Source organism: Pseudomonas sp. C1C7 (assembly GCF_013359595.1).
In the GTDB taxonomy this organism is placed as follows: domain Bacteria; phylum Pseudomonadota; class Gammaproteobacteria; order Pseudomonadales; family Pseudomonadaceae; genus Aquipseudomonas.
Window position 1 is genome coordinate 100861 of sequence record NZ_JABFMP010000005.1, and the last position, 13442, is coordinate 114302.

Here is a 13442-nt window from a genome sequence, read left to right on the forward strand (position 1 = left end):
CCAAGTCTCAAGCGGGCTTGCAGCTAGTCGCTTGCCGCTGCCTTTCTCCGATACGGAAACACATCGATCACCTTCCCCGCCCGAATCGCCTCCTGCAAACCCTTCCAGTAATCGGCGTTGTACAGCTCGCCATGCATGCGGTCGAACAGCTTGCGCTGCCCGGAATCGGCAAACAGAAACGGCGGAAACTCTTCGGGGAACACGTCCAGCGGCCCGATCGAATACCAGGGTTCGGATGCCATTTCGTCTTCGGGAGTGCGCGGCGGCGGGATGTGGCGGAAGTTGGCTTCGGTGAGAAAGCAGATTTCGTCGTAATCGTAGAACACCACCCGGCCGTGACGGGTGACGCCGAAGTTTTTCAGCAGCATATCGCCGGGAAAGATGTTCGCTGCCGCCAGTTGCTTGATCGCCAGGCCGTAATCATCCAGCGCTTCGCGGACCTGCGCTTCGTTGGCGTTTTCCAGGTACAGGTTCAACGGCGTCATCCGCCGTTCGGTCCAGCAGTGGCGGATCAGCACCGTGTCGCCTTCCACCGACACCGTGGACGGCGCGACTTCCAGCAGTTCTTCCAGGCACGCCGGGTCGAATTTATCCAGCGGGAAACGGAAGTCGGCGAACTCCTGGGTATCGGCCATGCGCCCGACACGGTCGACGCTTTTCACCAGCCGGTACTTTTCGATCACCGTGGCGCGATCGACGTTTTTCGACGGCGAGAACCGGTCCTTGATGATTTTGAACACGGTGTTGAACCCCGGCAGGGTGAACACGCTCATCACCATGCCGCGCACACCGGGGGCCATGATGAACTGGTCGTCGGTGTTGGCCAGGTGATTGATCAGCGCCCGGTAGAACTCCGACTTGCCGTGCTTGTAGAAACCGATCGAGGTGTACAGCTCGGCGATGTGCTTGCCCGGCAGGATGCGCTTGAGAAAACCGATGAACTCCGCCGGCACCGGCACATCCACCATGAAGTACGAACGAGTGAAGGAGAAGATGATCGACACGTCGGCTTCGTCGGTGATCAGCGCATCGATCTGGATGCCGCGACCTTCCAGGTGCAACAGCGGAATCGCCAGCGGCCACTGCTCGTCGGCGGTGTAGATGCGCCCCACCAGGTAGGCGCCCTTGTTGCGGTACAGCACCGAGGAAAACAGCTCGACGCTCAGCTCCGGATCCTTGCACACCCAGTCCGGCAGGTTCTCGCGCAGTTGCGCCTCAAGACGGCGCAGGTCGCCGGGCAGATCGGCGTATTCCTCGCTGAAGCGATAATCGGCAAAGATGCTGGCGAGCATGCCCGACAGCTGCCCCTGGGGCTTGTAGGTACGGGTTTGCGCGGCGCGGGCCCGACGCAGGCTCGGCCGGGTGGTATGGATGAACATGCAGCCGTCGCTGATCAGGTCGTGGCTGAACAGACCGCAGAAAATCGAGTTGTACCAGGTCTCCGACAGCTCATCGTCGAAACGCAGGTCGATGAGCTTGATGTAGGCGCTTTTGACCAGCGGCCAGCAACTGACGTCCAGGGTATCGTCGTCGAACGCGATGCGCAGTCGCCCGACCGTTTCGCCGACCTTCTCTTCATACAGGTTGATCCGCGCCGCCGAGGCCGATTGCGTCTCCTGCCACAGCGCCTGCTCGAACCGGGCCCGCGCACCGTCGGTGATGCGGCGAAAATGCTCGCGGTAATCGTCGAAGCCGTCGAGGATCAGACGGGCGATGTCGGCGGCTGGCCAATTCTGCGGCATGGTGAGACCTCTGCGGGAATTCGAAAGCCTTGAGCTTAGCCAGTGAAGCGGGTGCAGGAGAAGTGTAATTTTCGGCCCGAATTAAATGCCTGATTTGCGGTTGCCATCGATCAGGCGCTCGGCAACACTCTCGTCCCGATCAAGCCAGGAGCGCACCGTGAACCCCATCGATCTTTTCCGATTACTGTCGCTGGCGGCCATCTGGGGTGCGAGTTTCCTGTTCATGCGCATCATCGCCCCGGAGATTGGCACGATCCCCACTGCGTTTTTCCGGGTGTCCATCGCGGCCGCCGGTTTGCTGGTGATCCTGGGGCTGATGCGGGTGCGATGGGATTTCAAGGGCAAGCTCAAAACCGTGATGCTGCTGGGGGTGATCAACTCCGGCCTGCCTGCGACGCTTTACTCGGTGGCCGCGCAGGTGCTGCCCGCCGGTTACTCGGCGATCTTCAACGCCACGACGCCTTTGATGGGGGTGCTCATTGGCGGTCTGTTCTTCCATGAACGGCTCACCGTTGCCAGGCTCGGCGGGGTGTTCCTGGGGTTGCTGGGTGTCGGCGTCCTGACCCGCGCCGGTCCCGTGGCCTTTGATATGGAACTGCTGATGGGCGCCCTCGCCTGTCTGCTGGCGACCACCTGCTACGGCTTTGCCGGGTTCCTCGCGCGGCGCTGGCTGGATCAGGCCGGTGGACTCGACAGTCGCCTGTCGGCGCTGGGCAGCATGCTGGGAGCCACGTTGTTCCTGCTGCCGCTGTTCGGCTACAGCGCGATCAGTCAGCCTCCGTCGAGCTGGGGCGGCTGGAATGTCTGGCTGTCGCTTTTGGGGTTGGGCCTTGTGTGCACGGCCTTTGCCTACATCATTTACTTCCGCCTGCTCACTGCGATCGGGCCGGTGAAGTCATCCACCGTGACCTTCGCGATCCCGCCGTTCGGGGTGTTGTGGGGGGCGATGTTTCTGGATGAGCCGCTGTCGATGGCGCATGTTTATGGCGGGGTGTTGATTGCGGTGGCGTTGTGGTTGGTGTTGAAGCCCACGGCGACCCGGTAATTTGCGGTGATGTTGATGACGCCTTCGCGGTCAAGCCTCGCTCCTACAGGATGGGTAAGAACGACCACCAACCCTGTAGGAGCGAGGCTTGCCCGCGAAGCGCTTTACGCCGGTTAAAGCCTTACAGCGCACGCACCTCACCGATAGGCAACGGCTGCTCACTTTCACCAATGCCATTGACCAACGGCGCACCAAATTCCTCCAGACTGATCTGGAAACGGTCCCCCGGCTGGGTCTTCACCCCGTCGGCAAACGACAGCGTGGCCGTACCGAAGTAATGCACGTGAACATCGCCGGGACGCAGGAACTGTGCGTACTTGAAGTGATGGAACTCCAGGTTCGCGAGGCTGTGGCACATGTTGTCCTCGCCGCTGAGAAATTCCTTTTCCCAGAGGGTCTGGCCATCACGCTTGATGCGGCTGGTGCCGACCAGGTGCCGAGGCAATTCGCCGACCCGCAATTCCGGGCCATAGGAGCAACTGCGCAGTTTCGAATGGGCCAGGTACAGGTAGTTGCGCCGCTCCATGACGTGGTCGGAGAACTCGTTGCCCAGGGCATAACCCAGGCGATACGGCAGGCCGTCATGGCCAATGACATAGAGCCCGGTCAGCTCCGGCTCTTCACCCGCGTCCTCTGCAAACGGCGGCACCGGGAAGTCCGCGCCAGGACGCACGACGATGCTGCCGTCGCCCTTGTAGAACCACTCCGGTTGCGCACCGACCTGCCCGTCCGCCGGCTTGCCGCCTTCCAGGCCCCACTTGAACATGCGCATGGTATCGGTCATGCCGGCTTCGACCGCGCCGTCCTGCTGGTGCATCTTGTCCCGCGTCGAAGCGCTGCCCAGGTGGGTCAGGCCGGTGCCGCTGATCAGGCAGTGCGCTGGGTCTTCGTGGTCCAGCGGCGGCAGTACGCGGTGTTCATGCAGCAACTGCGCATAATCCAGGCTCGTTTCGCTGCCACGCAGAATGGTTTCTTCCGCCAGGCTGCGCCCGGCACGGATCGCCGCGAGTGCCAGTTCTCGGGTGCTGCGAGTGTCTTTCAACACCTGGACCTGTGAACCATCGACCACGCCCACCTGGCGATCGCCGTTACTGTTTTCAAATTGAATCAGGCGCATGTCGGCCTCCGCAAAGTCGTGGATGGCGCCGCCCGGGAGCGGCGCTTCAAGATCACTCGATGATGTTGAATTCGCTCAGGAACTCATCGGAGATTTCCAGGCCCAGACCCGGCTTGTGATCGTCGAGCTGGATGTACCCGTTGACCGGCTGCGGTTCGCCCTTGAACACGTAGTAGAAGAGCTCGTTGCCGACTTCGACGTCGAACACCGGGAAGAACTCGGCCATCGGTGAGGCGGTGGTGGACATGGTCAGGTGGTAGTTGTGCATCTGCCCGGCGTGAGGAATGACCGGCACCGACCAGGCTTCGGCCATGGCGTTGATCTTGCGCGCGGCGGTGATGCCGCCGACACGGTTGGTGTCGTACTGGATCACGTCGACGGCGCGGCGTTCCAGCAGGTCCTTGAAGCCGTAGGAGGTGAATTCGTGCTCGCCGCCGGAGATCGGCATGATCCCCATTTTCTTCAGCTCGATGTAACCCTCGATGTCATCGGCGATCACCGGTTCTTCCAGCCAGCGCGGTTCGAATTCCGCCAGTTTCGGCAACATGCGGCGGGCGTACTCCAGGGTCCAGCCCATGTAGCACTCGAGCATGATGTCCACATCGGGACCTGCCAGTTCACGCAAAGCGCGCACTTGTTCGATGTTGCGGCGCATGCCCGCCGGGCCGTCTTTCGGGCCGTAACCGAAGCGCATTTTCAGCGCGGTGAAACCCTGGTTCAGGTAGCCCTGGGCTTCTTCGAGGAACAGGTCGAGGTTGTCGTTGGCGTAGAGCTTGGAGGCGTAGGTCCAGATCTTTTCCTTGGTGCGCCCGCCCAGCAGCTTGAACACCGGCTTGTTGACCGCTTTGCCCATGATGTCCCAGATCGCGATGTCGATCGCCGAGATCGCGGCCATGCCGATGCCCTTGCGGCCCCAGGCGTGGCTCTGGCGGTACATTTTCTGCCAGATGTATTCGTTGTCGAACGGATCTTCGCCGATGGCGATCGGTGCCAGGTAGGTGTCGATGATTTCCTTGGCCACACGCGGCGCCAGGGCGCAGTTACCGATGCCGACCAGGCCCGTGTCGGTTTCGACTTCCACCACCAGCCAGCCGTGGAAACGGAACGAGCCCATGGCGTCGCCGCGTTCGAACAGGATGTCGCTGGCGTTGGTGCAGAAGTGCGCCTGAGGGGGAACGACTTTGCCTTTCCACTCGAATACGCGGGTACGGATCGCTTTGATTTTCATGAATACAGTTCCTTGCTGGCGCTTCTTGTAATTGTTGAGTCGTGTGCGCGGCCCGCCTGGTTGGCGGCTTCCGGCATTCGATGGAGCGACTTTAGCCAGCGCCCGGGGACGGCGGATAATCACTTATGCGTATCCGGCGATAACCTGGGGTGATATCGAAAAGCGGTTATTGCCTGAATTGGGTTATCAGCTGCTTTGGCAAAAAAAAGTGGGAGGAATTGATGTTGGCCAGACCTGAAAAACATTGTGGGAGCGGGCTTGCTCGCGAAGAGGTCGTGTCAGGCAACGAAGATGTCGACTGACAGACCGCATTCGCGAGCAAGCCCGCTCCCACAAAGATTTATGGTGTTTGGGAGATTTGGGTCAGTGCCGGCTGGCCCCCATCCGACAGGCGATTTCGAAGGCCTGGCGGGTGGCGCCGACGTTGGCCTTGCCTTGGCCCGCGATGTCGAAGGCGGTGCCGTGGGCCGGGGTGGTGATCGGGATGGGCAGGCCGCCCTGCACCGTGACGCCACGGGAGAAGCCCATCAGCTTGATCGCGATCTGCCCCTGGTCGTGATACATGGTCACCACCGCGTCGAAGGCGCTGGCATCGCCCTGGACCTTGAGGAAAATCGTGTCGCCCGGGTACGGTCCTTCGGCGGCAATGCCCTGCGCCTGAGCCGTGCGAACGGCCGGGCCGATGATGTCGATTTCTTCCCGGCCGAACGAACCGTTGTCGCCGTTGTGCGGGTTCAAACCGCAGACGCCAATCCGCGGTTTCTCCAGGCCGCTGCGCTTGAGCGCGGTGTCGATCAGCTCAATCGCCTCCACCACCCGCTGCTCACTCAGCATGCCCGGGACTTCGGACAGAGCGACGTGGGACGTCACCCGGGAAGTCCAAAGGTTGTCCAGCACGTTGAACTCACAGAACGGTCCATGGAAATCCAGCAACTCGGCAAACCAGTGCAACTCGTCGTTGTGAGCCATGCCGGCCATGTGCAGCGACGTCTTGTTCAGCGGGCCGAACAGCACCGCATCGGTGATCCCCGCCTCGGTCAGGCGCAGGGCTTTTTCCAGGGTGTCGAGGCTGTAGCGACCGCCAATCACACTGGCTTCGCTGCGCGGGAAATCACCGACCGCATCACCGCGAAAATCGTAGAACAGCGGCGTGTCATCGACGAACGACAACTGCTCAAGCGAATCCACCTGGCGATAGGGAAACTGCACCCCGGCGATGTCCATGCCGCGACGCATTTCCGTTTCATCGGCGATCAGGATCACCTGGGCCTTGCTGCGTACTTCAGCCTCGGCGAGCAGCCGGGCGATCAGTTCCGGGCCGATGCCCGCCGGGTCGCCCAGGACCATCGCGATGGTAGTTTTTTTCATGCTTCACTCCTCAAGGGTTCAGGCTGCGCCCGGTCAATGGCGCAAGGCTCGCAGCGATAGATGCGCTGCGCGTTGCTGTAGAACAGTCGCTCCTGATCGGCCACGGGCAGATCGGCGACGATGGATTTGAAACCGCTGTAGATGTCATCGAACGAGCCGCACAGGCTGTCCACCGGGAAGTTGCTGGCGAACATCACCCGGGCGGTGCCGAACATGGCGATCACCTCGCGCACGATCCAGGCGTTGTCGATGGCGCGCCATGCCCTGCCCGCCTGTCCCAGGCCGGAAATCTTCACCTGCACGTTCGGCCACTCGGCCAGGCGCGACATCGCCAGGCGCCAGCCGGCCAGGCCTTCGGCGCTGCGATCGCTGGGCAGACCGGCGTGGTTGAGGATCAGCGTGGTACCGGGAAAGTCCCGGGCCAGGCGCTCGGCTTCGTGCAGGTTCCACCAGGGCGTCTGCAAGTCGAAATGTAGCCCCAACCCTTGCAGCGCGGCATAGCTGCGGCGCCAATGCTCATTGCTCATCAGGCTGCGCACATGGCCCACCTCGGCCGGCGTGGTCGGGCCACCGGGTTTGTGCCGCACGCTGCGCACGCACTTGAAACCCGCCTGCTCGGTGAGCACCGCGATGGCGTCCGGATGATCGAGCCAGGCTTGCGCGACGATCGCGTTCGGCACGCCGTAGCGGGCGGCCAGTTGTTCGATGAAACGGGTCTCGCCAATCGGATCCTGCGGGTCCCATTCGGTCTCGATGTACACCGTTTGCACGACGTTGTGGGGACCGGCATCGGCGAAATAATCGTCGGGAAAATAACGACGCTTGATCGCACTGTAATCACCGTAGCGAAACGGGATATTCGCCTCGGGCGCGAGCCACGGATGGTGGTTGATCGTCGGGTCCCAGAAATGATGATGGGCGTCGATGATCGGGCCTCTCCAAAGGCTTCTTGAGGACGACTCAGCCATGACGCACCTCATCCAGGCTGATGAACAGGGTGGCGAGCACGAACACCGCCGAACACACCGCGAAGAACCCGAGCACCGGCGCGAAGCCACCGCTCATTTGCAGAATCACACCCACCAGGATCGGCACCGCGATACCGCCGGTGCTGCCGGCCATGTTCATCACGCCGCCGATCAGCCCGACCCGCGCCGGAGCCGCCAGCAATGAAGGGAAGCTCCAGTAGAGACTGCCCCACATCAGGAAGAACGCGGTCAACGCCAAGAGGGCCACGGCGGCGTAGGGATTGCTCAGGGTCGGCAACAGCAGGAAGGCGCCGAGGGCCACCACGCCGGAGAACGCCAGCAGGCTCTTGACCGCCACCCCGCGCCGCACGCCCTTGCGGATCAGGCCATCGCAGAGGAAACCACCGGTCAGCGAACCCAGGGCGCCGCAGATGAAAATCACGAAGGTCGCCGCGCCAATGCCCTTGATGTCAAAGCCGCGAGCCTGGGACAGATAACTCGGGCCCCAGGTCAACAGACCGAAATACACCATCGCCCAACTGGCCCGACCGATCAGCAGTCCGCTCAGGGAGCGCATGGCGATGCCCAGGCCCTTGACCGGCGCACGGGCGGCTTCGGCAGCCGGCGTGGCGCGCCCGGCGTTGATCTTTTCCAGCTCCAGCGCATTGACCTGTGGATGGGTATTGGGGTCGTCGCGCAGATAACGCCACGCCAGCCAGGCCAGCGCCAGGGTCGCGACACCGGCAATCACGAACGCCAGACGCCAGGAATCCAGCGCGACAATCAGATAGGCGATGATCAGACCGCCAAGCGCCACGCCCAACGGGCTGCCGCTGTCCATCAGCACTGCCCCGCGACTGCGCTCGCTGGGCGCCAGCCACAGGGAAATCAGCTTGCCGCCGGAGGGGAACAATGGCGCCTCCGACGCCCCCAGTGCTACGCGGGCAAACAGCAATGACAGGCCGCCGGTGGCAAACGCCGCCAGTACCTGGAAGGTGCCCCACAAGCCGGTGGACCAGCCGATCACCCGATGCGGGCCGAAGCGATCGATCAGCCAGCCGCCAGGAATCTGCAACAGCGCATAGGCCCAGAAAAAGCTGCTGAGAATCAGCCCTTGCATGCTCGGTGACAGGGAAAACTCGTTGGCGATGGTCGGCATGGCGATGGACAGCGACACCCGATCGATCAGGTTGACCATGGTCAGCGCAAAGATGATCGCGAAGATCCGCCAGCGCACATTGCTGGCCTTCGCGGCGGTGGGCTGCGCGATTGCAGCGGCAGCGGACGGAGCCTCGGCGCCGGTCAACTGCAGGGAAGCACTGGGACGAGCCATGGTGCGTACCTCTTTTATTATTTTTGTGAGATGCCGCTTATCGCGGCCCTGGCGAGCACTATCGAAGGCTCAGCGATAACCGTCTAATCAAACCTGGAAATAAGGCGATAGCCTCGAGTTATGGCACACGCCCCTTTCAATGAGCTTTCAGCACTGTTTCCACTTGTTTCCAGAACACCGCTCCCTGTAGCCGCTGGCGAAGCCTGCGTCCGGCTGCGAAGCAGTCGTGAAATCGCCAACGCGGTGTTTCAGATCGACCGCGGACACAGGTTTTGCGACTGCTGCGCAGTCGGACGCAGGCTTCGCCAGCTGCTACAGGTCTGTACGTTGAGCCTCCAGATAGCACAGCTATAACCCCAGGCTATCGGCGTATGTATTGTTTTGACTAGACGCGGCGGCGCGACGTTCCCACACTCGGCCCAGGCTTGCGGCTTCACCGCGCAGACAAGTCACTCATAACAACTACAAAAACGAGGCTCTTCCATCATGCGAAATGCATTCGTCCGTCGCACTTCCCGTCTGTTTCTCGGCTGCACCCTGCTCACCGCAGGCGCCCTTCCCGCACTCGCCCAGGCTGCCTGGCAGCCGGACAAGAACGTCGAAATCGTCGTCGCCGGCGGTCCTGGTGGCGGTACCGACCAGCTCGGACGCCTGATCCAGTCGATCATCACCACCCACAAGCTGCTCGATGTGAACACCATCGTCCTGAACAAGGGCGGTGGCAACGGCGCCGAAGCCTTTCTCGACATGAAGATGAACAAGGGCGATGCCGAGAAACTGGTGATCGGCACCAACAACATCTACCTGCTGCCGCTGGTGTCCAAGCTGGGTTACCAATGGCAGGAACTGACCCCGATTGCCGCCGTGGCCGAGGATGACTTCATTCTCTGGAGCTACAAGGGCGCGCCGTGGAAAGACGCCAAGGGCTTCTATGACGCGGTCAAGGCCGATCCGTCGAACCTGCGCATGGGCGGCAGCCAGTCCAAGGACGTCGACCAGACCCTGACCCTGCTGCTCAACCAGACCAACAACAGCAAACTGGTGTACATCCCCTTCAAGAGCGGCAGCGAGGCCGCCACGCAACTGGCCGGCAAACACATCGCCGCCAACGTCAACAACCCCAGCGAAAGCATCAGCCAATGGCGTGGTGATCAGGTCGAACCGCTGTGCGTGTTCAGTAAAGAGCGCATGACCTACACCGAAAAAGTCGCCGGCGACAAAGCCTGGGCCGACGTACCGACCTGCCACGAACAGGGCCTGGGCATCGACCAGTACCGTTTCCCGCGCACCGTGTTCATGCCCGGCGAAGTCAGTGCCGAGCAGCGCGCGTTCTACGTCGAGCTGATGCGCAAGGTCACCGAGACGCCGGAGTTCAAGGCCTACGTCAAGCAGAACGCCTTGGTGCCGACCTTCCTGGAAGGCGAGCCGCTGACCGCCTACATCGAACATGACACCGCCCGCGTCACGCCGGTGTTCAAGGAAGCCGGCTGGCTGAAAAACTAAAGTTGTCCGGCCGCTCGCCTGCGGGCGGCCGTCCTCTGCTGGAGACGTTTTCATGTCCCATTCTTCGGATTCACCGGCGCTGGTCGGCACCCGCTGGGTCGAACTCGGCCTGGCGCTGTTCACCACCGTGCTTGGCGTGGTGGTGATGTTCGGCAGCCACGAACAAGGCATCGGCTGGGGCGACGCCGGCCCCGAGCCGGGTTACTTCCCCTTCTACATCGGCCTGCTGTTGTGCGCCGCCAGCGTCGCCAATGGCGTATTGGCGCTGGTGCGCTGGCAGGCCCTGAGCGTGGCGTTCGTCAGCCGCAGCGCGTTCCGCCAGGTGATGTCGGTGTTTGTGCCGATTGCCCTGTTCGTCGGCGCCATGCCGTTCACCGGGATCTACATCGCGTCTGCGGTGTTCATCGCCTGGTTCATGTGGCGTGACACCGTGCGCGCCAAACCCTATGGCAAGTGGATGATCGCCAGTGTTTCGCTGGGCGCGGCGCTGTTCAGCTATCTGGTCTTCGCGCTGTGGTTCAAGGTCCCGCTGGATGCAGGTCCCCTGGGCGACGGTATTGCCCTGGCCTGGAGACATTTCAAATGAGCGAATTCGATTCCCTGCTGCAAGGCATGAACCTGATCCTCACGCCGGGCCACATCGGCCTGATGGTGGTCGGCGTGCTGCTGGGCATTCTGGTCGGCGTGTTGCCCGGCCTTGGCGCCCCCAACGGCGTGGCACTGCTGCTGCCGCTGACGTTCACCATGTCGCCGGTGTCGGCGATCATTTTGCTGTCGTGCATGTATTGGGGGGCGTTGTTCGGCGGATCGATCACCTCCATTCTGTTCAACATACCCGGTGAACCCTCATCGGTGGCGACGACCTTCGACGGCTACCCGATGGCCCGCGAAGGCCGCGCCGCCGAAGCCCTGACCGCCGCGTTCAGCTCAGCGCTGATCGGCGCGCTGTGCGGCGTCATGCTGCTGACCTTCCTGTCGACCCGCATTGCCGAGTTCGCCATGTCCTTCAGCTCACCGGAGTTCTTCGCGGTGTATCTGTTGGCGTTCTGCACCTTCATCGGCATGAGCAAGAACCCGCCGCTGAAAACCGTGGTGGCGATGATGATCGGCTTCGCCATGGCGGCGGTCGGCATGGACACCGTGTCCGGCAACCTGCGCCTGACCTTCGACCAGCCGATCCTGATGACCGGCATCAGCTTCGAAGTGGCGGTGATCGGACTGTTCGGCATCGGCGAAATCCTCTGCACCGTGGAGGAAGGCCTGGTGTTCCGTGGCGAGCATGCGCGGATTACGCCGATGGTGATTCTGCGCACCTGGGCAAAACTGCCGCGCTATTGGTGGACGATCGTGCGCAGCACCCTGGTCGGTTGCTGGATGGGCATCACCCCCGGTGGCCCGACCGCGGCATCGTTCATGAGCTACAGCCTGGCCCGGCGCTTCTCGAAGAATCGCGATAGCTTCGGCAAGGGCGAAGTCGAAGGGGTGATCGCCCCGGAAACCGCCGACCACGCCGCCGGCACCAGCGCCCTGCTGCCGATGCTGACCCTGGGCATTCCGGGTTCGGCCACAGCCGCGGTGATGCTCGGTGGCCTGATGATCTGGGGCCTGCACCCTGGCCCGACGTTGTTCGTTGAACAGCACGATTTTGTCTGGGGCCTGATCGCGAGCATGTACCTGGGCAACGTGGTGAGTCTGATCGGGGTGTTGGCGACCGTACCGCTGTTCGCCTCGATCCTGCGCATTCCGTTCTCGATCATCGCGCCGATCATCATCATGGTCTGCGCCATCGGTGCCTACTCGGTGCACAACTCGTTCTTCGACGTGGTGCTGATGCTCGGCTTCGGCGCACTGGGTTACCTGTTCAAGAAACTCGGCTACCCGATCGCGCCGCTGGTGCTGGCGGCGGTGTTGGGCGACAAGGCGGAAGACGCGTTCCGTCAGTCGATGCTGTTCTCGGATGGGCAACTGGGAATCTTCTGGTCCAACCCGTTGGTGGGCAGCCTGACCACGGCCGCCCTGCTGATGCTGTTCTGGCCGATGATTTCCAAAGCGCTGCAAACCCTGATCGGCCTGCGCAAATCCCCAGCCGCCAAGGCAAAATCGGTGCTGTGACACAGCAATGCTGGCAACGCCTGACATTTGTTGTCAGGCTTGCCGCAGTCTTTTCTGCGAGCGCGGCCCATGACCCGAATTCCTGTTGCCAATGTGATCCACAGCCGTCTGCGTCTGCGCCAACTGCGCCTGATGCTGGCGCTACAGGAGTTCGGCTCGCTGCGCCGCGCCGCCGACCACATCGGCATGACCCAGCCGGCAGCGACCAAAATGCTGCACGAAGCCGAGGACCTGCTCGGTGTCGAACTCTTCGAGCGCCTGCCTCGGGGCATGCGCTCCACCCCGTTCGGGGAAACCGTCATCTACTACGCGCGCATGGTCTTCGCCGAACTGAGCGGCATGCGCGAGGAACTGGTGGCCCTGGAATCCGGCAACCTGGGCCGGGTGGCGGTCGGCGCCATTCCGGCTTTGGCGTCGGGGCTGTTGACCCGCACTATCGCGACCTTGAAACAGAGCCATCCACGACTGTCCATGAGCATTCAGGTCGACACCAGCGACGTGCTGGTGCAGGCGCTGCTGCAGGATCAACTGGACGTGGTGCTGGGGCGAATCCCGGTCGGGGCAAGGGCCGAGGAATTGCTCTTCGACAGCCTGGGCGAAGAAGCCCTGTGCGTGATCTGCGGCGCGCAGAATCCGCTGGCGCGGGAAACCCAGTTGAGCTGGGCCGAATTGCAGAACCAGACGTGGGTACTGCAACAGCATCCAAGCCCAATGCGCGCGATCATCAATCAGGTGTTCCACAACGCGCGGGTCGACATCCCCAGCAGCATCGTCGAGACCACTTCGATCATGACCCTGCTCTCGCTGATCCAGCAGACCGACATGCTCGGCGTGACGCCGGTGTCGGTGGTCGAGGATTACCCGGGGCGCGACTTGCTGGCGGTATTGCCGATCAAGTTCGAGGCACGGTTGCCCCCTTATGGCTTGATCACCCGCCGTCATCGCATTCAATCGTCGGCGATGCAGGCGTTCATGCATTCGGTGCGCGCCGAGCATACGCTAGCCAAATGAAAAGGCCCGGTGCAA

Annotated in this window: 11 protein-coding genes; 5 read left to right on the forward strand and 6 right to left on the reverse strand. The window is 62.3% G+C overall.

Annotation, left to right across the window (positions count from 1 at the left end; all coding sequences use genetic code 11):
- Window positions 1-23: 23 nt before the first annotated feature.
- A complete protein-coding gene (aceK, locus tag HNO86_RS06215) occupies window positions 24-1742 on the reverse strand; it encodes a bifunctional isocitrate dehydrogenase kinase/phosphatase (RefSeq protein ID WP_175376135.1) in 1719 nt (572 codons plus the stop codon).
- Window positions 1743-1899: 157 nt separating this feature from the next.
- On the opposite strand from aceK, the gene HNO86_RS06220 reads away from it, so the two are divergent.
- Window positions 1900-2787, forward strand: coding sequence for an EamA family transporter (locus HNO86_RS06220; RefSeq protein WP_175376136.1), 888 nt, complete (start codon window positions 1900-1902; stop codon window positions 2785-2787).
- Between the two features lie 121 nt (window positions 2788-2908).
- Here the strand turns inward: HNO86_RS06220 and araD1 are convergent, their stop codons facing one another.
- The 5 genes from araD1 to HNO86_RS06245 form a co-directional block, all read right to left on the reverse strand.
- Entirely contained in the window at window positions 2909-3904 is a 996-nt protein-coding gene (gene araD1 / locus HNO86_RS06225) for an AraD1 family protein (RefSeq protein ID WP_175376137.1), read from the reverse strand.
- 52 nt (window positions 3905-3956) lie between these two features.
- A complete protein-coding gene (locus tag HNO86_RS06230; protein WP_175376138.1) occupies window positions 3957-5132 on the reverse strand; it encodes an L-rhamnonate dehydratase in 1176 nt (391 codons plus the stop codon).
- Window positions 5133-5495: 363 nt separating this feature from the next.
- Entirely contained in the window at window positions 5496-6500 is a 1005-nt protein-coding gene (locus HNO86_RS06235; protein ID WP_175376139.1) for a 4-hydroxythreonine-4-phosphate dehydrogenase PdxA, read from the reverse strand.
- Window positions 6497-7468, reverse strand: coding sequence for an amidohydrolase (locus HNO86_RS06240; protein WP_175376140.1), 972 nt, complete (start codon window positions 7466-7468; stop codon window positions 6497-6499). Before HNO86_RS06240 ends, HNO86_RS06235 begins: the two co-directional genes overlap by 4 nt.
- Window positions 7461-8801, reverse strand: a complete 1341-nt coding sequence (locus HNO86_RS06245) for an MFS transporter (protein WP_256672552.1) — start codon at window positions 8799-8801, stop codon at window positions 7461-7463. Before HNO86_RS06245 ends, HNO86_RS06240 begins: the two co-directional genes overlap by 8 nt.
- Window positions 8802-9287: 486 nt before the next feature.
- Between HNO86_RS06245 and HNO86_RS06250 the strand changes: the two genes are divergently transcribed.
- The 4 genes from HNO86_RS06250 to HNO86_RS06265 all read left to right on the forward strand — a co-directional run bounded on the left by HNO86_RS06250 (window position 9288) and on the right by HNO86_RS06265 (window position 13427).
- A complete protein-coding gene (locus tag HNO86_RS06250) occupies window positions 9288-10304 on the forward strand; it encodes a tripartite tricarboxylate transporter substrate binding protein (protein WP_175376141.1) in 1017 nt (338 codons plus the stop codon).
- A 52-nt stretch (window positions 10305-10356) separates the two neighbouring features.
- Window positions 10357-10890 carry a tripartite tricarboxylate transporter TctB family protein gene (locus tag HNO86_RS06255; protein WP_175376142.1) on the forward strand — a complete coding sequence of 178 codons (534 nt, stop codon included), beginning with the start codon at window positions 10357-10359 and terminating at the stop codon, window positions 10888-10890.
- The gene (locus HNO86_RS06260) at window positions 10887-12416 is read left to right on the forward strand and encodes a tripartite tricarboxylate transporter permease (RefSeq protein ID WP_175376143.1); all 1530 of its coding nucleotides are present in this window, start codon (window positions 10887-10889) and stop codon (window positions 12414-12416) included. The genes HNO86_RS06255 and HNO86_RS06260 overlap by 4 nt, the downstream gene beginning before the upstream one ends.
- Before the next feature lie 69 nt (window positions 12417-12485).
- On the forward strand, window positions 12486-13427 hold the full coding sequence (locus HNO86_RS06265; protein WP_175376144.1) for a LysR family transcriptional regulator: 942 nt from the start codon (window positions 12486-12488) through the stop codon (window positions 13425-13427).
- Window positions 13428-13442 lie beyond the last annotated feature (15 nt).